This window comes from Chryseobacterium sp. TQ-BC-N36 (genome assembly GCF_058382295.1).
In genome coordinates, this window is the sequence record NZ_CM178175.1 from 1,139,653 (window position 1) to 1,161,601 (window position 21,949).

At 36.1% G+C, this 21,949-nt stretch carries 21 protein-coding genes; 2 read left to right on the top strand and 19 right to left on the bottom strand.

All coding sequences use genetic code 11. The features are described 5' to 3' along the window. Positions 1-32 precede the first annotated feature (32 nt). From AC3FI7_RS05000 to AC3FI7_RS05010, 3 genes are all read right to left on the bottom strand, one after another. Positions 33-1,916, bottom strand: a complete 1,884-nt coding sequence (locus AC3FI7_RS05000; RefSeq protein ID WP_343658560.1) for a type VI secretion system baseplate subunit TssF — start codon at positions 1,914-1,916, stop codon at positions 33-35. Between the two features lie 24 nt (positions 1,917-1,940). Beyond that, positions 1,941-2,381 (bottom strand): GPW/gp25 family protein, encoded by a 441-nt coding sequence (locus AC3FI7_RS05005; protein WP_142722928.1) that lies wholly within the window; start codon positions 2,379-2,381, stop codon positions 1,941-1,943. A 156-nt stretch (positions 2,382-2,537) separates the two neighbouring features. Further along, entirely contained in the window at positions 2,538-3,950 is a 1,413-nt protein-coding gene (locus tag AC3FI7_RS05010; RefSeq protein WP_142722927.1) for an APC family permease, read from the bottom strand. 142 nt (positions 3,951-4,092) lie between these two features. On the opposite strand from AC3FI7_RS05010, the gene AC3FI7_RS05015 reads away from it, so the two are divergent. After that, complete coding sequence (locus tag AC3FI7_RS05015) at positions 4,093-4,590, top strand: DUF4920 domain-containing protein (protein WP_491461572.1); 498 nt, start codon at positions 4,093-4,095, stop codon at positions 4,588-4,590. A 70-nt stretch (positions 4,591-4,660) separates the two neighbouring features. On the opposite strand, the gene AC3FI7_RS05020 is transcribed toward AC3FI7_RS05015, so the two are convergent. Beyond that, positions 4,661-5,065 (bottom strand): hypothetical protein, encoded by a 405-nt coding sequence (locus AC3FI7_RS05020; RefSeq protein ID WP_343658562.1) that lies wholly within the window; start codon positions 5,063-5,065, stop codon positions 4,661-4,663. Between the two features lie 64 nt (positions 5,066-5,129). Then, positions 5,130-6,239: a M14 family zinc carboxypeptidase gene (locus tag AC3FI7_RS05025; protein ID WP_491461573.1), complete on the bottom strand. Its 1,110-nt coding sequence runs from the start codon at positions 6,237-6,239 to the stop codon at positions 5,130-5,132. A 937-nt stretch (positions 6,240-7,176) separates the two neighbouring features. Here AC3FI7_RS05025 and AC3FI7_RS05030 point away from each other — a divergent pair. Next, positions 7,177-7,710: a helix-turn-helix transcriptional regulator gene (locus tag AC3FI7_RS05030; protein WP_142722924.1), complete on the top strand. Its 534-nt coding sequence runs from the start codon at positions 7,177-7,179 to the stop codon at positions 7,708-7,710. 475 nt (positions 7,711-8,185) lie between these two features. On the opposite strand, the gene AC3FI7_RS05035 is transcribed toward AC3FI7_RS05030, so the two are convergent. The 14 genes from AC3FI7_RS05035 to AC3FI7_RS05100 form a co-directional block, all read right to left on the bottom strand. After that, positions 8,186-9,352: a proline dehydrogenase family protein gene (locus AC3FI7_RS05035; RefSeq protein WP_142722923.1), complete on the bottom strand. Its 1,167-nt coding sequence runs from the start codon at positions 9,350-9,352 to the stop codon at positions 8,186-8,188. Positions 9,353-9,416: 64 nt separating this feature from the next. Further along, the gene (locus tag AC3FI7_RS05040; protein WP_142722922.1) at positions 9,417-10,346 is read right to left on the bottom strand and encodes a UbiA family prenyltransferase; all 930 of its coding nucleotides are present in this window, start codon (positions 10,344-10,346) and stop codon (positions 9,417-9,419) included. Between the two features lie 10 nt (positions 10,347-10,356). Continuing rightward, positions 10,357-11,283, bottom strand: a complete 927-nt coding sequence (locus AC3FI7_RS05045; RefSeq protein ID WP_491461574.1) for a mevalonate kinase family protein — start codon at positions 11,281-11,283, stop codon at positions 10,357-10,359. Positions 11,284-11,540: 257 nt separating this feature from the next. Further along, entirely contained in the window at positions 11,541-13,031 is a 1,491-nt protein-coding gene (locus tag AC3FI7_RS05050; RefSeq protein ID WP_142722920.1) for an MFS transporter, read from the bottom strand. Positions 13,032-13,137: 106 nt separating this feature from the next. Continuing rightward, positions 13,138-14,316 carry an acetyl-CoA C-acyltransferase gene (locus AC3FI7_RS05055; protein WP_142722919.1) on the bottom strand — a complete coding sequence of 393 codons (1,179 nt, stop codon included), beginning with the start codon at positions 14,314-14,316 and terminating at the stop codon, positions 13,138-13,140. A gap of 58 nt (positions 14,317-14,374) precedes the next feature. Continuing rightward, positions 14,375-14,500, bottom strand: a complete 126-nt coding sequence (locus AC3FI7_RS05060; protein WP_343658564.1) for a hypothetical protein — start codon at positions 14,498-14,500, stop codon at positions 14,375-14,377. A gap of 289 nt (positions 14,501-14,789) precedes the next feature. Further along, the gene (locus AC3FI7_RS05065) at positions 14,790-15,194 is read right to left on the bottom strand and encodes a hypothetical protein (protein ID WP_491461575.1); all 405 of its coding nucleotides are present in this window, start codon (positions 15,192-15,194) and stop codon (positions 14,790-14,792) included. A gap of 149 nt (positions 15,195-15,343) precedes the next feature. Then, the gene (locus AC3FI7_RS05070; RefSeq protein ID WP_343658566.1) at positions 15,344-16,438 is read right to left on the bottom strand and encodes a hypothetical protein; all 1,095 of its coding nucleotides are present in this window, start codon (positions 16,436-16,438) and stop codon (positions 15,344-15,346) included. A gap of 78 nt (positions 16,439-16,516) precedes the next feature. After that, a complete protein-coding gene (locus AC3FI7_RS05075) occupies positions 16,517-17,224 on the bottom strand; it encodes a hypothetical protein (protein WP_343658567.1) in 708 nt (235 codons plus the stop codon). Beyond that, on the bottom strand, positions 17,190-17,744 hold the full coding sequence (locus tag AC3FI7_RS05080) for an RNA polymerase sigma factor (protein ID WP_343658568.1): 555 nt from the start codon (positions 17,742-17,744) through the stop codon (positions 17,190-17,192). Before AC3FI7_RS05080 ends, AC3FI7_RS05075 begins: the two co-directional genes overlap by 35 nt. A 115-nt stretch (positions 17,745-17,859) precedes the next feature. Further along, on the bottom strand, positions 17,860-19,242 hold the full coding sequence (locus tag AC3FI7_RS05085; protein WP_142722913.1) for a nucleoside permease: 1,383 nt from the start codon (positions 19,240-19,242) through the stop codon (positions 17,860-17,862). Positions 19,243-19,264: 22 nt separating this feature from the next. Next, on the bottom strand, positions 19,265-19,864 hold the full coding sequence (locus AC3FI7_RS05090) for a bifunctional nuclease family protein (RefSeq protein WP_002979146.1): 600 nt from the start codon (positions 19,862-19,864) through the stop codon (positions 19,265-19,267). A gap of 189 nt (positions 19,865-20,053) precedes the next feature. Then, complete coding sequence (locus AC3FI7_RS05095; protein WP_491461576.1) at positions 20,054-21,001, bottom strand: electron transfer flavoprotein subunit alpha/FixB family protein; 948 nt, start codon at positions 20,999-21,001, stop codon at positions 20,054-20,056. A gap of 41 nt (positions 21,002-21,042) precedes the next feature. After that, entirely contained in the window at positions 21,043-21,789 is a 747-nt protein-coding gene (locus AC3FI7_RS05100) for an electron transfer flavoprotein subunit beta/FixA family protein (protein ID WP_047429867.1), read from the bottom strand. Positions 21,790-21,949: the final 160 nt, after the last annotated feature.

The following is a 21,949-nucleotide window of genomic DNA, read 5'->3' on the forward strand; positions in this document are numbered from 1 at the left end:
ATATTTTAAACTCATTTACTTTTCAAAAAACCTTACATATCCTGGAACTCAACGTCCTCATTGGTAATCCTTACGACATATTCGATTCCGTCAATGGCCTTGGCAATGATCTGATTTCTGATAATATTGGCCATATTTTCCCAATACGCTCTTCCATAGAAAGAATAGTTCTGAGGAACGATTTCCACTTCAACAGTTCTTACAAAGCCTTCTTTAGGTTTATTGCTGATCATGGTTCCTCTTCTCACTCTTACTTCTCTTACCTCATCTTTCAGAATCATGCGGCAGTAGTTTTTGACATCTTCCAAAGAAATGATTTTATCCCGGGTTGTCAGGGCATATTTATAAGCCTGAATGCTGTCTGTCCCTTTCTGCTCTTCGGCTCCTCCCAGTGTTTCTGTAAGCAGGACAATAGTCTGTGACTTCAACTGATTGGAAAGTTCAGTCCCGGGCCGCATATGATTGGCCAGTGTACAGTGTGTTATCCAGAAAGCAGCATAGGTGTGGTCTGTTTTTTCTACCGGCTCCATGATCACATAGTTCAGCTCCTGTCTGATATTCCTTTTGGCATTGTTTACTTTCTGCACCATAGATTTCATTTTATCGGACATTTCGCTGAGAACTCCTTTTACATTATCTCTATTTAGCAGGGAGAATGCCGCAATTTCATCCCTTGTCAACTCCAGAACATTGGCAATCATATCAACTGCATTTCGGCTTGTGAAACGCTCCATCCCTCCTTTTCTTACAGTATATAATCCTTTTTTAAGATCATCTGCCGGGGTAAAGGGAATTTCAGTATATTTCCTGCCATCTCCGTCCTGCACCTCATCCACATAAAGGAAATGTTCTCCTTCATCGGTTACCAGAGGTATATTATTCCCCATGATATCAAGGGTGTATTCTGTTTTTTTCCAACCTCTGTTGTATACCGGGAATGCGTTCAGAACAAAGGAAAAATTATCAAGGATTTCCGCTGAAAACTGTGGCGGGAATTCAAAGGTAAGCCACAGATAACTTTTATTGTCCAGGAATTTAGTAATTTCTTCTTTTTCTGTCAGGAATTCAAGATTCTGCGGTAGCTGTCCCGGTTCTGAAAACAGGCTTTGAGAAATTCCTGTTACTTCAATAAATTTGTGACGGTAAATACTTTTAATATCTTCAATCACTTTATTTCTGATAGACTGCTCTTTGAACATCTGTTCGTATCCATCGTTCCGGTTTTCTGTCAGGTAGCTTAAACCCTCTCTTACAAAAAGAGGATTGCCACTGCTTGATACAGTAATATAGGGTAATAATTTGTATACAAAATCCAGATGTTCAAAAGCCGGGTTAGAACAGAATATGCTCAGATATTTCGGAAAGTTTTCACTTACATATTTGCTGACATCCACTCCTATTGTTATTTTTCTGTAATCTTCTGGTCTTCCCTGGAATCTTGCAATAGGAATTTTATTAAACCTATCATCAATACTGTAACAGGTATTCCCTACAAACATAATAGAGGCGTGAACTTTATTGATTCTTACATTTCCCACCGGAGTAAAAGGAATATTCAGCTGTTTATCTGACTCAGATTTTATAGTGGAAGTCATTTGCTTACGGAAGAAAAACTCTGTATGTTCCAATAAAATTTCAGAAGATTCATAAGGCTGCGTAAAAGCCACAGAATGAGCGGGATTCGGATGTGTATAGATAGACGGTGTAAGCAGTTTCGCCAGTTTTTCCAATATACGGGCATTCACCGTTTGTATTTCATTATTCGCTTTGAAAATCTCTGTGCTGAATGCGTCTATCAAGAGTTTCACAAAAGGATCTAAAGACTGCGGACTTCTCAATCCCCATACTTTAGTTGCATTCTGAAGCATTCTTGCTTTTACAGATTCTTTGGAATAAATATTCTGATCTAAATTCATAATTTTCTTTCGCTGTTAAAAATATTAATCAATAGACATCGGGCTTAGAAACAGCTCTGTTGAAAAACTGAAACGTTCTCCTGTTTCCTCCATTTTTGCATTGATGGCAATTCTTACTTTCTTTTTAATTTCGGTGTGTTCTTTAGTATCGTAGCTGTGTTCTACAAACTGTATATGAGCATCAATCTGCGGGTTTACAATTCTCGGTTCATATTCCTGAATCTGCCTCTTCAGACTTTTGATAAAAACGCTTTCCCAGATGGCACTTGTAACGCCGTTATCGAATTCAAGATTCCAGACATCATTTCCATAGTTTTCATCATATCTGTTCTCCCCTTTTTTGGTGGTGATCAGCAGCATAATATTGTGGGCAATACTTTCCCCCATACCGCAGGTATCGATACTTCCGCCTTCGGTCATTAAAGTAGACGGTACGAAAGGCATTCTGTAATTTGGTGTATCCATAGCTTATTGTTTTTTACTTCATGGTCCTGTTTTAAAAAACGAGATACCAAAATACACATTTCCGGCAAATAATGATTACAATACTTTAAAATATTATTTAAAAAAAGGCTTTCAAACTGAATTGAAAGCCCTCTAAACTGTTATATTTTCGTTATATCAAATGTCTGATTTTTTTCGGTTGATAAAATAGTACACCGGAAGCCCAAGCAGAACCAAAATAAACCCAGGCCATGTATATTGCTGTTTGTAGATTAAAAGTAAGATACAGAAACAAGTTCCTATCAAAAGGTAAATAACAGGAGTTACCGGATAAAGCCATGTCTTATAAGGTCTTTCCAGCTCCGGCTGTTTCATTCTTAAATAAATAACGCCAAAAACCGTAATCATATAAAAAAGAACAATTACAAAAGAGATCATGTCCAGCAAATTCCCGTACTGTCCGCTCAGACACAGAATGGAGGCCCAAACACCCTGCATCCATAATGCATTTTCAGGAACTTCATTTTTATTGTTTTTTTCTGCTGATTTAAAGAACATACCGTCTTTTGCCATCGTCTGAAAAACTCTGGCTCCTGCCAGGATCAATCCGTTATTGCATCCGAATGTAGAGATCATCACCAATAAAGCGATAATAATAGTTCCCGCACTTCCAAAGATATTCTGAGAGGCCGCTACTGCTACCCTGTCATTGGCAGCAAATGCAATGGCATCCCTATCCAGGGCATTTAAGTATACATAGTTTACGGCAATATAAAGAATCATTACAGCAGAAGTTCCGTAAATCATTGATTTTACAACATTTTTTTTAGGATTTTCAATTTCTCCGGAAACAAAGGTTACGCTTTCCCATGCCACAGAGCTGAAAACAGAACCTACCATAGCAGCAGCAATTCCTCCCAGTAGAGTCATTCCCCCTATCGGTTCCCAGCCTTCTTTAAGGAAATTACCGCTCAGGTCTTTTTTAAGATTATTGAATGAATCTGTTCCCCAACTGAAATTTTCAGATAAATGAGAAATATCCACCAATATAAAACCGGCAGCAATTAAGCCTAATAATGCAATAATTTTGGAACCTGTGAAAATATTCTGAAGGATTTTTCCGCTTTCCACTCCACGGGTATTGATATAGGTAAGCAGCAGAATCACACCAATAGCAAGAATCTGGATCCAGGTTATCTTAAATTCACCACTTTGAAAAATAGGTGCGGCATCGTTCAGGGATGGAATCAGGTAAGCAGTAAATTTACCAAAAGCCATTGCTACTGCAGCAATGGTTCCGGTTTGTATAACCGTAAAAAGCCCCCAGCCATAAAGGAATCCCATTTTTTTCCCGAAGATCTCTTTCAGATAAGTATATTGCCCTCCTGCCTTTGGAAACAATGCGGACAGTTCTCCATAACTTATTGCTGCAGCCACTGTCATCACACCTGTAATGACCCAAACGACAACCAGCCAGAATCCGGAACCTAAATTCCGCATCATATCAGCACTTACAATAAATATTCCGCTTCCAATCATCGATCCCATCACAAGCATGATGGCATCCCATAGTTTCAGTTTTTTCTGCATAGTCAAGTATAGGGGTCAAATATAATCAAATCTGTCTTTGATTTTGAATTTTCTTGAAAATTCCTTGAAACATATGCTTTTTGTTATTTAAAATTCGGTTATGATTTGATTTTAATTAGTATTTTTGAAAAAAATATTAAACATGAAATTTAAGGTGATATTAATTGCAGCAGCTGTAAGTACTTCTTCATTAGCATTTGCCCAATCCGGACCTCCGGCAGGAAAAGCTTTGGTAGGTGATACTTATGGCGGTCAGCTCACTTCATCCATAGAATCCAAAGCAATCACAGTGGATAAGCTGAATAAACAGCTTAAAAAGGACAATAAAAAAGTAGAGAATGTTGCTGTTAAAGGAAAAGTAACCGACGTCTGCGACAAAAAAGGATGCTGGCTTACCATTCAGACGGAAGATAATTCTAAGTTTTTTGTGAAAATGAAAGACTATGCGTTTTTTGTACCGACAGCTTTAAAAGGAAAAAATGTAGTACTGGAAGGAAATGCTGAAAGAAAAGTAATTTCTGTGAATGAACAGAAACACTATGCAGAAGACGCTAAAAAACCTCAGTCTGAAATTGATGCGATTACCCAGCCTAAAGAGGAAATCAGATTCGTGGCGAATGGAATCAAAGTAGTTAATTAATTCCTATACAACAATATAAAAAAAACGTTCTCAAGAAAAGTTGAGAACGTTTTTTTTATATTGGAAGATCTTATTTACTCATTTTCTTTTCCTTTTCAAGCATTACCGGATAAACAGGAAGGAAATCATAAGAAGGATAAAATTCTGTTTTAAATCCACCCCAGGCTCCGCTTTCAAATACCTGGTTAACTTCTCTCGTATATTCAGGTTTAAATCTTAAAGTAATAATCTGTCCTATTCCCATCACCACATTCCATGAAATGATGCGTGCATGGCTTTTATTGAGTTTCTGATAAAATTTCTGCTTCATTACCCTGGCCTGAATCGTATCCACCGGATTTTCCTGCATATGACGAAGTATTACAGTCACCATCATACTGTCATTTGCTTTATACGGGATTGAGGACTGATTTTGTGCTATCAAAGGCAGCCCCATAGTTATTACTACAATTAAGGTCAGAAAATTCTTTATCATAATTGATTAACCATTTTGATTTAAGGGTGTAAATAAATGTTCCGGACTTAAAAATGTTGACCGTTTAATCTTCTATTTTAAATTCCACTACAGCATCCAGCTTGGGATATTTAGTAGCAGAAACAAATTTCTTTCCGGTACAGTCTATTTCCAGCCAGCCTTTTTTCTGTTTCACATCTCCTGCCTCCATTACAAAAGGAACAAAAGAGATTTCATCTTTACCATCTTCCTTAATTTCTCTGTACTGGACAGCGATGTCAAGAATGCATTCATGCTCCGTATTCAATTTTACATTCCTGTAAATGACATCATAATGGGTTTCTCTATTTTCAGGAATTTCCAGATAAGTTTCCCAGCCTGTAATATCAGAATTCAATTCACTCATTGCTTTTAAAGCATAATAAAGAGCAATTGTATAATATTTTCTGGTTCCTTTTCTGGTATAATCATCTACAAAGTGACCTCCCTCGAATAGAATAGTTGGCATCCCGGCTTTGATAAAATTATCTCCTGTAGAAGTCGGATAAAACTCATCTGAATATCTTCCGATCTGATTGGGAATCATTTCCTTCAAATGATTGTATACATTTCCGATAACTGCCATACATTTTTTCCTGTTTTCGGTCACAGTACGTTCTACATTTTCGGAAGGAGCCAAAAATGAAAGTGTAGCAGGATGAATACCGTCAGTAGTAAAGATGGTTCTCTGCTCATGAAGATTTAAGGCATAATCATATTTCTTGGAAGCAGCTGCTTTTTTCAGGAATTTAATCTCTTTACTTGCTTCATTATGAAAATCTCTGTTCAGATCAATATCGGCTGCATTCAGTCTGGTCCATCTTTCAGATCCGTCCGGATTCAGCATGAATATAAAGTCGAGTTTTATTTTGCTCAATAAATCCTCCTTCAGTTCGGGAGCTTTATCAAGGGTTACCAAAAGATCAAGCATAGCATGAGTAGCATTGGATTCATTTCCGTGCATTTGTGACCATGCCAATACCTGAATGTTTCCGGTTCCGATGCTTAACTGATAAATAGGTTTATCCAAATAGGATGTTCCGATCTGCTGAATGTAATCGCTGAGATTAGCCTGTAGATAAGAAAATAATTTTTCAGGGGAAATATAGCGATTTGAGAAATCGGGGTTTTGAGAGTAGATCTGTTCAAGATTCATTTTGAGAAATAATTTACAAGAATCAAATTTAGCCATTTTTGATCAAAAACTTAAATTAACATTTGTAAATATTAGCAAATCACATAAATTTACATTTGACATCTGTATTTTATTTAGTTTACAATATTTAAATAGTGCTGTTTTTAAACTTAATTGATTGATTAACTTTTGTAAAATCATTAAACGACAGAGAATGACAAATTGTCTGTGGATAAAATTGTGGATTGTGAATAATTCAAAACCAAACATTTAAATATTTACAATTCAATACTTTACAAAATTTATTTAAATTATATTTATAATAATACTTGAAGTAATAATGAGTCTGTTTAAAAGCATTTAAGGACTATTTTATTAAACAATGAAAATGGGGAAAACATAGAAATTTATTCAATTATACAAATGTAAAATTTTTGAGAAATTTAATTCAGGTGAAAAGTTATGGATAACAGAAACTTTTTTAGCCAAATTTTCATTCATGGCAAAATAAGTTGTTTACCAGGTAAATATTTCTTATCCACTGGAGGCAAAAGTGCTCAATTAAGCATCATTTACATAAGTAATTTACAATTATAACTGTTGAATAACACGTATAGGAAGCATATAAGACACATTCAGACTATTATTTTCAAAAAAGAAGAGCTTTATGGGTTAATATTGTAAAACCACAAATTTCATGTATTTTAAGAGGTAAATAAACCCTGAAAAAGTATTAATTTACAATATTAAACTAGGATATACCCTCTCAATCTCTGAGCTGTTAGAATTTGATTTGAAAGTTAAATACAATTGTAATCTATCTATAAAATACTGAATAATAATTATTTGAAATTAATTTACAGATGTATACAAATGAAATTTCATCATATTTACGTTTGTATTTTGCATTTGTAAATTTTATATGTTACATTTGTAAAATAATTAAAGGCTTATTTTTATGAGTTTAAATGAAAGAATTTCCAAAATTATAGAGTATTCCAATCTTACTCCTTCTGAGTTTGCTGATGAAATTGATGTACAGCGTTCATCCATTTCACATATTACATCGGGCAGAAATAAACCCTCTCTTGAATTTATCATAAAAATAAAATCCCGTTTCCCGGAACTTTTATGGGACTGGCTGGTTACCGGTGAAGGTGAGATGTTGAAATCCCAACTGCCAGAAACAGAAATTAACGAAGAACATGCTGAAGAGGAGAAAATAAAAACGACTCCACTCCCCGACCTTTTTACCATGATGAATGATGATGAGTTTGGAAGTGAAGAAGCCAGGACAGAAACTCCAAAATCAAGTCCTGGAGAATCGGTTATACCAGCCCAGAATAAAGCTCCGGAAAAAATATCGGATTCTCAGCGATTAGAAAATCCCGGCGATCAGGTTTTAAGTCAACTGTTTGGTAATCAGCAAAGTAAAATAAAACGCATCGTTTTGTTTTATGAAAATGGAAAATTCGAAAGTTTTGAGCCTTAAAAAACCTGATCAAAGAAAATGATCAGGTTAAAAAATATTTGAAGAAGAAAACTAAAGCTATTGCTTTATTTTATTTTAAAAAAATATTAATGGTAATCAAGCTGATGGATTGATCATTATATGCCTGCTCCCATTTTCTATATTTACAAATTCAGACTATTTATAAGGGTAATTTACTGTGGCTTATCGTATGGGTAAGATCTTCATGACTGGAATTACCTCAGTCACTGAAAACATTTTCATGTGCTAGTTTTTTTATGGCTCTATCAAATATAAATATTTAAAATCAAATCAGCAATAAAAATAATATTATTTTAACATATAATTAATACAATACATGATTGATTGATTATTATTGATTTCATTTAAAATTCTAATCCTGCTCACACAGGAAAAACAGGCTTCCTAAATGGGTTAATTCCAATAAAAAAGACCTGCTAAATATGCAGGTCTGATAGATTTATGAAGAACACTATTACTTTTTTCTTCTTTCCAGTTCTTTCTTGATCAATCCAAGTTCCCTTCCGGTTTGTCCGGCTACAGAGGTGTTTTCCTGGGCTCTTCTCGTCAAATAAGGCACAACATCCTTTACAGGTCCATATGGAAGATATTTAGCCACATTATAGCCTTTATCTGACAAATAGAAGGTAATATTATCACTCATTCCGTAAAGCTGTCCGAAATATACATGTGGATTACTATTTTCAAGAGATTTGGCTTTCATTTTATCCATAATCAATTCTGAAGAGATTTCGTTATGGGTTCCGAAAAACGCTGAAACCTTGTCCAAATGCTCCATTACAAAGTCGATTCCCGCATTATAGTTTTTATCCGAAGCTTCTTTGGTAGGCTGAATCGGATCTGCATATCCTTTTTCTGCTGCTCTGGCTCTTTCCTTTTCCATATAAGCACCACGGACGATCTTATAACCGATGAAATAATTCTTCTCTCTTGCTCTTTGAAGATGAGCTTCCATATATTCCAGTCTTCCGGTTCTGTACATCTGGATAGTATTCCAGACGATAGGCTTTTGTTGGTTATATTTCTCCATCATCTCTTCACAAAGATGATCTGCTGCGTCCTGCATCCAGGTTTCTTCAGCATCTACCATTACTTTTTTATCATTTTCATGGCAAAGACTGCATACTTCATCAAATCTTTTTACCACTCTTTCCCATTCCTCTTTTTGGCTTGTAGTAAGCTCTGCTCCTTTTCCAACAGCTTCATAAAGGTCAATTCTTCCGAAGGCGGTAGGCTTAAATACGATAAAAGGAATTGCAGGATTTCCTACTGAGAACCTTACAATGTCCTTAATCTCTTTACACACCGCATCAAAAGTTTCCTCATCCTCCTTCCCTTCAATAGAATAATCGAAAATACTTCCAACTCCTCTCTTGAACAGCTGTTTCACAACTTTCATACTTTCTTCACGGGTTTCCCCTCCGCAAAATTGCTCAAATAAAGTTTTTTTTACAATTCCTGTTACAAATGGAAAGTTATTGTGTACTGTGAAATTAAGGATAGATGTTCCAAGACTTGTAAGAGCGGGCTGTTCAATCATTTTAAACATCCAGTAAGCCTTTCTCAATTGTGCATCAGACTTGTCTGCAAATGCAATTTTAGTATCATTAAAAATGGGCATTCCTATTTATTAAATTTAGTTATGCAAAGGTAATAATAACCTCAGTTTATTTAAAAGAATTTTTTTATAATTTATGCTCTATTCCGTTTAAAAGCATTGCTATAATTCCTACAAAAACCCAGAAACGTAATATATTCAATGTAAGGAAGTTACTTTTCCGGGAAGCCTTTAAAAGAAGATAAATACATATGATCATCACAAAAAGACCTCCGGCAAAATAATATGCCATAAACCCGGTAATGCCGGTTTTTGCAATAAGCTTCATAGAAACTGCCATGGTAACCATCAATAAAGAGGTCAGAATAACTTTTGTATTTCTGGTTTTAAAATAATTGGGAATGGTAGTATATCCAAATGCTTTATCTACACTTCTGGTAAGGGTATCTTTTACAATATCAATACAGAGCAGAATAAGGAAAAGAAAAACGGCCATCAGGAATACCTTTTTAGAAAAGGTTTCGTAATACACCATCATTCCAAAAAACGGATACAGGGTAAGGCTGACAAAAGTAAGGTTATTCAGAATCAGTATCCTGCTCAGTTTATGACTGTAAAACCACATAAAGAACTGATAGACTACAAAAAAGACGAAAACATTATGGGAAATCATCCAGGCTACTCCCAAAGAAATAGCACTTAATGCCAGGTAAGCGTAAAGAAAATATTTCTGTTTGATGAAGCTCTGAACCCTTGTTCTGAAAGGCTTTACAACATGATCTTTCTCCAGATCATAGAACTGGTTGATAATCCCGCCCGCCAGAATGGTAAGGACAGTACAAAAAATAATACCGTGTACTTTAAAATCGAATACGAATTTTCTGAAAGATTCGTCCTGATTGAACAGGAAAAATGTAGAAACATAGAGGGCAAAGGTCAAAAGAGCGGCTACAAAAAAACGTGCTCCGAGCAAAAAGCCCACGAATTGTGAAAATCTGTAAAATAGAGATTTTGATAGATCGTTTTTAGATTGGAAAGTTTCTTTTTCAGAATTCATTCCAACCTGTTTAAAATCTGTAAATCACTTCTTTTTGGAAGCCATCAAGCATTTTTTCTGCTTTTGCATAATCTTTGGTAAACCCTAAAATATACCCTCCACCGCCGCTTCCGCAGAGTTTCAGATAATAAGCATTAGAGTCCAGTCCTTTTTTCCAGATATTAAAGATGCTTTCAGGAATCATAGGACGGAAATGTTCATAGGCCCAGTGCGAAAGCTTTTTAAGATTTCTGAAGAAAGGATTCATATCTTTTTTCAGGAAAGAATCAATACATGCATTATTGTAACGGATGAACTCTTCTTTCAGTGTTTTCCTGAAACCTTCTGTTTTCATTTTCTCAAAGAAGATCTGAATCATAGGTCCTGTTTCTCCCGTCATACCGGAATCAATCAGGAAAATAGCTCCTTTACCTTCTTCTCCATCCGGAATGTCTACCCTGTCTAAATTTTCTTTATTTTCGATAAGAATCGGTAGGTTCATATAACAGATCAACGGATCCATTCCTGAACTTTTGCCATGGAAATAACTTTCCATTTCTCCAAAAACAGCTTTTAATTTTTTAAGATTATCCTTGGAGATGTTCTCAGGATTCAGTTTACTGATTGAATATTTTTCAAAAATAGCAGCTACCAGCGCTCCAGAACTTCCCACTCCATAACCTTGCGGAATATTGGAATCAAAGAAAAGTCCGTTTGAAATATCTTTTTTGAAACTCTCAATATCCAGTTTAAAATCGTCGGAAAGATCAAGTTTTGTAAGAAAATCAGAATATTTCTGCAGATGCCTGTTGGAATTAAGTTCAAATTCAGAGCTCAAATCGGAAAACTTTAGAGTCCCTTTATAGAAGCTGTAAGGTACTACAAGCCCCTGGGAATCTTCAATCATTCCATATTCTCCAAACAGGATTATTTTTGCATAAAATAAAGGGTTGGTCATTTTGACAATAAATCTTTTTGCAAAGTTAAAAATTATTCCGCTGAATATAAGCAAAACTCAGGCCGAATTATCATCTATTTTACTTTCTTCAGTTCTTCTATTAAAATTACGGAAAAAATATGATAAATAAACATAATTTAAAAGATAAAATCCATGATTTATCCATGGAGGGTATTTTCATGCTAAGCTTTTTTCCTAAGCTGTTACCCTATTCTTTTTTCAAAAAAAAAGACGCTAAAAATAACGTCTTTTTAATTTTATAATGTTTCTCTGTCTTTTCTCATTTTCACCTTCAGGAATCGGATTAAAATAAGCCCGGCACCGAAGAATATGGTCATTGACAATGCGGCAATACGCATATTGTTGAAATGTTCAATCAAGGTCGCAAAGATAAATGTTCCAATAATGATGGCAATTTTCTCCAGCACATCATAGAAGCTGAAGTACGTGGTATTTTCCATAGAGTTTTCCGGAAGCAGCTTTGAGTATGTGGATCTGGACATTGCCTGAAGTCCCCCCATTACCAAACCTACTACTGCAGCGACTCCGTAGAACTGATATTCTACTGTAGGATTTTCTTTATTAAGGAAATAGGCCCAGATACAAGCTATAATCCACAGGATGATGGCAATAGAAATGACATTTTTATTACCGATTCTCTTAGAAAGTCTTGAAAAAATAACAGCCCCGATAATCGCTTCAATCTGAATGACAAGAAGTGTTCCAATCAGTTTATCCTGAGCAAGATTGATCTCACTTTTTCCAAATAAGGTTGCCATCAGGAAAATGGTCTGCATTCCCACACTGTAAAAGAAGAAACTTGACAGAAAGAATTTCAGGTTTTTATCTTTGAAAAGCTCTCCCCCCACTTTAAACAGTTCATGAAAACTTTCTTTTGCAATGTCTTTATAAAAGCTCAGGTTATCTTTAAATACTTCAAAAAAGCCACCCTGCTCTTCATGTTTTTTAAAGATATTTTTATAGTTCAGTAAGACAAGATCTTTTGGAAGCTTATCTTTTACATCGCCAAATTGAGGAAGATGTTTGAAAGTATATTGAGAAAACCCAAACCACCATGCCCCTGTTAACAGGAAACTGATTCTTGTAAACAGTAATTGCTGAGCAGCTCCTTTGGCAAAAACCTGAATCAATACCAGACAAATTACTACTAAAACCACAGAGCCGATATATCCGTACACATACCCTCTTGCAGAAAGTGCATCCTGCCTGTCCGGGGTAGCAATATCGGGAAGGAAAGAGTTATAAAAAACTAAACTTCCCCAGAATCCGACACTGGCTGTAATACTGAACAGAAGTCCCAAGAATACGTTATGCATTCCTGTAAACATAGCCAGTCCCATACATGAAGTTGCTCCCAGATAGCAGAAGAACTGCAGAAAAGATTTTTTATTTCCGATGGTATCTGCTAAAGAAGATAAAAACGGCGACAGTAATACTACGATAAAGAACGATATGGTAAGTGAATATCCGTATACGGCATCCGGCTGATATCCTTCTCCAAAAATTTTGATTGTATGCCTTACCGGGACATCAATCCATGATTTGGTTTCTGCTACATATTCCTTTTTCTCATAAGCCGTGGTTAGGATAGAATAATAAATGGGAAAAATAGTAGAGGTAATGACCAGGGAATACACAGAGTTAGCCCAGTCATATACAGCCCAGGCTTTCATAATCTTCGGATTATTCTTTATGTTTTTAGGCTGTCGATTCTCAGTTTCAGACATTTCAAATATATATTAGTAGCACAAAAATAAAAAAACCATTAAGAAATGGATAAGTTTTTAAAAAAATTATCCATTTCTTAATGGTAATATATTCTTAAACAGAATATTAGATATTTTCAATCACGATAGCAGAAGCTCCACCACCACCGTTGCAGATGGCTGCGGCACCGTATCTTGCATTATTTTGCTTCAATACGTTGATCAATGTAACGATAATTCTTGAACCTGAACTTCCCAGTGGGTGTCCTAATGCTACTGCACCACCATTTACGTTTACTTTCGCTGCATCCAATCCTAAGATTTTATTATTGGCTAATCCTACTACTGAGAACGCTTCGTTGAATTCGAAGAAATCGATATCTGAAATCTCCAATCCTGCTTTTTTAAGAGCAATAGGTAAAGCTTTAGCCGGAGCAGTAGTAAAGTTTTCAGGCTCCTGAGCTGCATCAGCATATGAAATGATTTTTGCAAGAGGCTTTAATCCAAGTTCTTCCATTTTTTCTTTTGAAACAAGAATCAATGCAGAAGCTCCGTCATTCAAGGTAGATGCATTCGCTGCTGTCACTGTCCCTTCTTCTTTTTTGAATACAGTAGGAAGTGTTGAAATTCTGTCGAAGTTTACCGCTTTGTATTCTTCATCCTCTGCAAAGATCACAGGCTCTCCTTTTCTCTGAGGAATAGAAACCGGTACAATTTCTTCATTGAATTTTCCCTCGCTCCATGCTTTTGCAGATCTTTTGTAAGATTCTATAGCGAAGTTATCCTGATCCTCTCTTGTAATATTATAATCTGCTGCGCATTTTTCTGCGCAAACGCCCATATGCACTTTGTTGTATACGTCTGTAAGACCGTCAAGCACCATACCGTCCTGCATCTTGATATCGCCCAGTTTTGTAGCAACTCTTGCATTGTAATAATGTGGAACTAAAGACATGTTTTCCATCCCTCCTGCAACAATAACATCTGCATCACCGGCTTTGATCGCCTGAGCGGCCATTGTTACAGCCTTCATTCCTGAAGCACAAACTTTATTGACTGTCGTAGAAGGCGTATTGATTGAAAGACCTGCTCCCAATGCTACCTGACGAGCCGGCGCCTGTCCTTCTCCTGCCTGCAGAACATTTCCCATATAGATTTCCTGTACTTTTTCAGGATCTAGTCCGATTTTGTCTAATGCTCCTTTTACGGCAGTTGCTCCCAGTTTTGTAGCCGGAACTGTTGATAAGCTTCCCATAAAACTTCCCATAGGGGTTCTTACTGCGGAAACAATGAATACTTCTTTCATGTATATAATTTTTATTTTAGCTAAAGGAAACCTAAATTCCCTTTTTATAGTTTGAATTTTATTTTACTTTCACATATACCACATCAAATTGGGTTCCTTCAATTTTTGTACTCACTTTCAGGAGATTATCCTGAGTGGCTACAATTTTGTTATTGAATACATCTCCTAATCTGTGCGGGATCATTTTTATCAGATTTTTCCATGACAATTGCTTTGTAGTTACAATCATCCACAAAAACCAGTGTTGACTTGATATAATCCTTTCCATTATTCAAATATTCGGTCTGAATACTATCCTTAATGATCACATACCATGTTCCTTCCGGATAATTGGGCCTTACAAACTTTCCTTCCTTATATATGGGTACATTTAGGCGGATTCTCCAGCTTTTTCTGTTCAGTTGTCTGAGCATTTACATATAGAGCAGCTGTAAACAAAATTCCTGCTGAAAAATAGTTGTAAGAAGTTCATTCTATATCTGTGCTCTATTGTTTACTTTTTTACTTCCTCCTGTGAAAACCATTATAAAAGCACCTAAAAATTCTACAGCCCAACCCCATTTTAATTTTACAATTCCTGCAAAAGTTTCCTGCCAGGATTTGAATGGTAAAAAGCTGAAGTACTGTAAAGACTGCATTTTTACAGCCACCAGGGTAAACCCAAATAAAAGAATGAGCAGAATCCCGAAAAATCTCACGGTTTTCCCACTATTATTAACAATTCCAACCATAGCACATGCTGAAAAAACCCAGCAGGCAATGGCCAGATAATGATCTAGTTTCCAATAGTTCCAGTTCCCGATCACAGGCACATGTACCAGAGGTAAAAAACTGCCCACAATAACTAACAGCAGTCCTAATAACTGAATATTTTTCATATTTACTAAAGTGCCAAAATACAAAAAAAAACACACTTTTAGATCGTGTGTTTTAAAAATACAATTTTACGGCACAAACGTTCGTTAGTCGTAAAAAAACAATGCTATTTCTACTTATTAATTAAAGAAATAATTTATTTATTATTAAATTAAAAATTAACATTTGCGATTTCTATACCAATCTGAAGTCCATATTTTTTCTTCAGCAAAGCATTGTTATTGAAAGCAGGAGTAAAATCTTTCTGAACAAACAGATTAAATCCGCCATAACTGATTCCCAATTTTCCTCCAAAGATAAAATCGTTCAATCCATGCATCATTTTTTCCCTTTCTACAATTCTGTCGGAATATTCATTGGAGTATTTGATATAATTAAGGTTTCCTACTTTAATTCCTCCATAAATACCTAATATGAGGGCCAGCTGATTCTTCCTGTTATCCAGATATTTTACACCTTCATATTCTTTATATTTCGGAGATAAAACAAATTTCAGGTCTACCGGAATGGTTAAATAGGTACTGTAAAGAGCTGTTTTTTTAAGGTTTCCACGATCGAAATCACCTATAAATAAGCTGTTTTTATCCTGCTTAAAGACCTGTCCGTATTTGGGCGTATACAGATCAGACCTCATCCCAACCCCGAAACGATAAAAAAACGGGCTCGTATAGCTTCCTATCTGATTGCCATACCATAAGCCAATCTGCCAGGAATTGATAACCGTATTTTTGACATCTGAATCCTTATTGTAAAAATTGAAAGGTTCATTTTTTGCGGTCAGACCTGCTCCTATTATACCAATGGTAATTTCAAGTGTCTGCAGATAACTTTTGGGATTATTATTTTTCTGTCTTTCGTTGAATTTCATATTGATCCCGTTGAATCCGAGCCAAAACTGATTTTTTCCCGGTTTTAAAGAATCATTTGACTTAAAAACAGCATCTTTTACAAGTTCTTTGGTGGCCAGTTCAAGATGTTCTTTATTGGCGTCGATTTTTTCATTAATAATCTGCTGGTATTTGGTAGCAACTGCTGTACGTTGCTGTTGTTTTTCATCAGATGTGATTTTCTTTTTCTTAAAATCCTTATCGATTTTATCCAGTTCTGAATTCATCTTTTCTTTTTCAGCACCGACAATACTGTCGATTTTTTTTGAATAGAAGCTCAGATTATTTTCCGGAGATTCCTGAGCAAATCCATAACTGAAGATCATTACAGCAGCCAACAGTGTTAATTTTGTTTTCATATTTTACTAATTTTAAGACAATATTGAGGTTCTGTCCCTTTTTCCGGGGCAGTTTTTCTGTGATAAAAAAATGATTGTTTATTTACTTTCCAGTGAATCGGAATAAACTGTCATCCCTAAAACCTTAAAAGAGCTGGGACTTTTAACCTTAATTTTAGTGATATCCAACGCACCGAATTTCCTGATGTCGGTTCTGTGTTCTTCCCGTTTTTTTTGAAATTCTCTGCCCTGCAGAAGCTCATCGGCCTTTATATATTCAGTCTTCTTCTTTTCTGCAATGGACGTCATTTCAGGTATTATTTCAATGCTTTTTTCCAGTACCGGAGCTTTAATTCTCTCATTGGCTACTATAATCTGCTCTTTCTGAATGCCGGCTAGTGTCTTTTCCTCTGCAATTTCTTCATGCTGATAAAATTCCGGAATGTCCAGATTTTCTTTTACCATTTTCTGATCTTTCCTGTTTTTTACTTCTGTATCGTCAGGGACATTTATATCAGGATTGGGAAGGGCTATTTCTACCTTTTCTTTTACATGTTCTGTATGAGCTACAGGATTATTGAGATGAACAGGATGATTTTTGTTAAAATAAAGTAATGCGCCTAATGAAAGCAGCAGAACTACAACAGCAGCATATTTCAACCACCGGAATGGCTTTTTAGGGATCAAAATAGAACTCTTTTCTTCTTTCTGGTCAATTTGGTCTATCCTATCCCAAAGATCAGCGGAAGGCTTTATTTCAAGCTTTTCGTAATCAGATTTTAATTGTTTCAGGAGTTCTTGTTTCATTTTCTTTTGCTTTTAAAAATTCAGCGAGCCATTTTTTTGCTTTACTCAGCTGGCTTTTACTGGTTCCTTCGGAAATATTAAGGATCTTAGCAATTTCACCATGCTTTTTCTCTTCAAAGACATAGAGATTAAAAATCAGTCTGTAACCTACCGGCATATGGGAAAATATTTCTTCAATATTGATTTCTTTCGGATATTCTTCCGCATCTGTTTCACTGTAATCATCTGCAATTTCCACGTCTGCATAAAGAATATTTTTATTCTTCCGGAGGAAAGTGATAGCGTCATTCACAATAATTTTTCTGAGCCAGAACGGAAAGCTCTTCCAGTCTCTGCATTCATGAATCTTCGTGAAACATTTCATAAATGCACTCAGGAGAATATCTTCCGCATCATGAAGATTGTTAACATAAGAATTTGCAATGGCCAGCATTTTGGGAGAAAACATCTCGTAAAGAGCCTTCTGTCCTTTCCGGTCCTGCTTTTTAGCCAATAAAAAATTCTCTTCGATGTTCTTCATGGATCTGTTTCTATTGATAAGACGCTATGTTTAACAAAAGGTTGCCTTGAAAATAAAAAAAATTGCATTTTTTTTCAAAAATGCAATTTAATATCTTTATAAATATTGGTTTAAATTAATGTTTTACAGATGAAACATCTTCCGGGTTATGTTTGTGTTTAAACAAAACACCAAAGAATATCGCCAATACTAGCGCATAGATAGCAAAAGAAAGCCATATCTGATGCCAGTCTTTTACCATCACTACAGAGGAAAGCGTCCCGTCTGAATTAACAGCAGCATTGAAACTATTCTTTATAATTTCCAGAAAAGTAGGATTATCAGGAGTCGTTTCAAGATAAGCAGACAGGTCTGCGGCGGTTGAAAACTTATGGGTGAAAAATTTATCGATTGCCCATCCAGCAATATAACTTCCGAAAACAGCTCCAAAACCGTTCGTCATCATCATGAATAATCCCTGAGCTGAAGAACGAATTTTTTTGTCAGTAGTGGTTTCTACGAAAAGTGACCCGGAGATATTAAAGAAATCGAAGGCCATTCCGTATACGATGCATGAAAGAATAATCAATGAAAGTCCAAAACCATCCGGAACTCCATAGGCAAAGAATCCGAATCTTAAAACCCATGCCAGCATTGACATCAACATTACTTTTTTAATTCCAAATTTCTTCAGAAAGAAAGGAATTGCCAAAATAAACAATGTTTCTGAAACCTGTGAAATGGACATAATGATGGTAGATCTCTGTACTACGAATGAATCTGCATATTTGGGGAAATGGGCAAATTCACTTAAGAAAACGTCTCCATAAGCATTGGTAAGCTGAAGTGCAGCTCCTAAAAGCATGGAAAACATAAAGAATAATGCCATTTTATAGTTTCCGAAAAGCTTGAACGCATTTAATCCCAATTGTTCTGATAGCGGTGAGCTTTTATCAATCAGCTTTTGTGGCGGACATTTTGGTAATGTAAGCGCATAAATTCCTAAGAATATTGCCACCGCACCTCCAATATAAAACTGTCCTTCGGTAGCTTTGTTTCCGCTAAGGTTAGTAATCCACATGGCTACAATAAAGCCAATAGTTCCCCAAACACGGATGGGAGGAAAGTCTTTTACGACATCCAGATTATTATTTTTCAGGATTGTATAAGAAATTGAATTGGCTAATGCGATGGTAGGCATGTAGAAACACATCGCTACAAGCATTACCGAAAAGAAGGAGTTGGGATCTGCAGAATGAGGCAATATGAAAAGAATAACCCCATAAAGAATATGCAGTACTGAAAATATTCGTTCCGCATTTACCCAGCGGTCAGCAATAATTCCAGTAATGGTCGGCATAAAGATGGAAGCAATTCCCATGGTCCCGAAGACAGCTCCAAACTGAGTTCCGTCCCAATGTTTTGTGCCAAACCAAAAGTTTGCCATCGTTATCAGCCATGCTCCCCAAACAAAAAACTGGAGAAAACTGAGGATGGTCAGTCGTAATTTTAAATTCATAGTTTATATAAAAAGTATCTCTTTAGTCAATTTTCTTTTTCCTCCTCTTGATTTCTTCCTGGATTTCAAGGGCAGTATCATAGTCTTCTTCTTTCACGGCTTCATCCAGTAACTTCTGAAGCTCCTCCATGGAAAGAGATTTCAGGTTGTCTTCTGTCTGTACAGTTTCCGAGAAAGACTGGTCTTCTTTTGAAACGTCTTCCAGTTCCAGTAAAATTCCTGCTTCATTTAAGACCTGCTGAGTTGTAAATATCGGTGCATCAAATCTTACAGCCATTGCAACAGCATCAGAAGTTCTGGCATCAAGGATCAGTTCTTCATCCGTCACTTTATTTTTGAAGTTGATATTGGAGAAGAATACTCCGTCTACAATCTGATAGATAATGACAGAAACCAACTCATAATTGGCAGAAACTATAAATTTTGTGAATAAATCATGAGTAAGAGGACGCGGTGGATGAATATCTTTTTCCAATCCTAGAGAGATAGACTGGGCTTCGAAGTTTCCTATAACAACAGGTAATTTTATGTGTGTTTCTTCATGCTCCAGTAACAATGCGTACGCACCTGATTGAGTCTGGCTGTACGATATTCCGCGAATAATTAGCTGCTTATAATCCATAGCTACAAATATAGATTAATTTTTTATTGTGATTTCACTTTTTTACGCAAAAATAAAAGCCCGGAAAGCCGAGCTTTTATATATTTGGTGAACAGTCGTGAATGATCAATAGTGAATTTTGCTTCGCAAGTGAATTATTTAATTAAAAATTGACGAGCAAAGCGAATTGACTATTTACAATTCACTTTCTTATCCTTTTATTGCTTTAATTTTTTCTGTTAGTGCAGGAATGATCTGGAAAGCATCTCCTACTACCCCATAATCAGCAGACTTGAAGAATGGTGCTTCAGGATCGCTGTTGATCACTACGATCGTTTTTGAAGAGTTAACCCCTGCAAGGTGCTGAATCGCTCCGGAAATCCCTACAGCGATGTAAAGGTTGGGTGAAATCGCTTTACCTGTTTGCCCTACGTGCTCTGTGTGAGGTCTCCATCCGATATCAGAAACCGGCTTGGAACATGCTGTAGCAGCCCCTAACACGTTTGCCAAATCTTCAATCATTCCCCAGTTTTCAGGACCTTTCATCCCTCTACCGGCAGAAACAACGATTTCAGCTTCTTTAAGGTCTAATTTCCCTGAACTCTGCTCATGAGAGATCACCTTGGTATCTTCATTCGCTACAGATAAATTTTTCACTTCTTCTGAACCTGACACTGCATTTTCTTTAATCCCGAAGGCATTTTGAGAAACCGTAACGATTACTCCGTTTCCTTCAGCTTTAGCATGCATGAAACCTTTTCCTGAAAAAGCTCTTCTTTTTACCTGAAAAGGAGAAAGACTTTCAGGAGCTTCCAGCGCATTGGTGATCAATGAATAGTTTTTCATTACAGCAAGCATTGGAGCGATAGAAGAAGCATCAGTAGTATGAGGAAAAACGATGATATTTCCATCTGCTACTTCACTTACAGCCTGCGCAAATGCTTTTGCTGAGAAGTTCTTAAGACCTTCGTCTTTGATATTGATTACGTTTGATGCTCCATATTTGTATAATAAATCTGAAGAATCAGTTGGATTTACAGAGATTGCTGTAACAGTATCTCCTGCCTTGTCAGCGATAGCTTTAGCATAAGAAACTGCTTCGAAAGCTGCTTTTTTGTAAACTCCGTTTATATTTTCTGCGTATACGAATACTGCCATTGTTTTACATTTAAAAATTTAAAGATTGAAAAATTTAAAGATTAGATTACTTTAGCTTCTTCGTGAAGTAATCTTACCAATTCATCCAGGTTATCAGGAGAAACCATCTTCACAGCTGCTCTTGGCGGAACACTGTCATAAGATACACCCTGAACTTTTACTTCTGAAGAAGAAGGTTCTACTACCTGCAATGGTTTTGTTCTTGCAGACATAATTCCTCTCATATTCGGGATGATAAGATCTTTCTCATCTACCAATCCTTTCTGACCTGCAATAACTGCCGGTAATTTTACTGAAATAGTTTCTTTTCCTCCTTCAATTTCTCTTACTGCTGTAGCTTCACTTCCGTTTACGTCTAATCCTACAGAAGCGTTTACGAAAGGCTGGTTCAGTAACTGGGCTACCATTCCCGGAACAGAACCTCCGTTATAATCAATAGATTCTTTTCCGCAAAGGATAAGATCATAGCCTCCGTTTTGAGCTACCGCTGCAATTTCTTTTGCTGTAGAATAACTGTCTTTCGGATCAAGATTTACTCTTACCGCATCGTTGGCACCAATTGCCAGAGCTTTTCTGATTACAGGTTCTGTAGCAGCATCCCCTACGTTGATTACTGTTACTGTGGCTCCCTGAGATTCCTGAAGTTTAACCGCTTTTGTCAATGCAAATTCATCTAGAGGATTGATCACCCACTGAATTCCGTTTTTGTCGAAAGCAGATTTATCTGCTGTAAAGTTAATTTTGGAAGTAGTATCCGGAACACTACTAATACAAACTAATATTTTCATATGTTGCTTATTGTTTTTATTGTCATATGTAACCTTACGGTTTCATGTGTACTATTTTATTTTCCCTTTGATGCATTAATCCATGACGATTTTTGCAGAGATTTTGTTTGAATTAATTTTTGCTAATATAAGCAAAAAATATATTATGCATGCATAATAT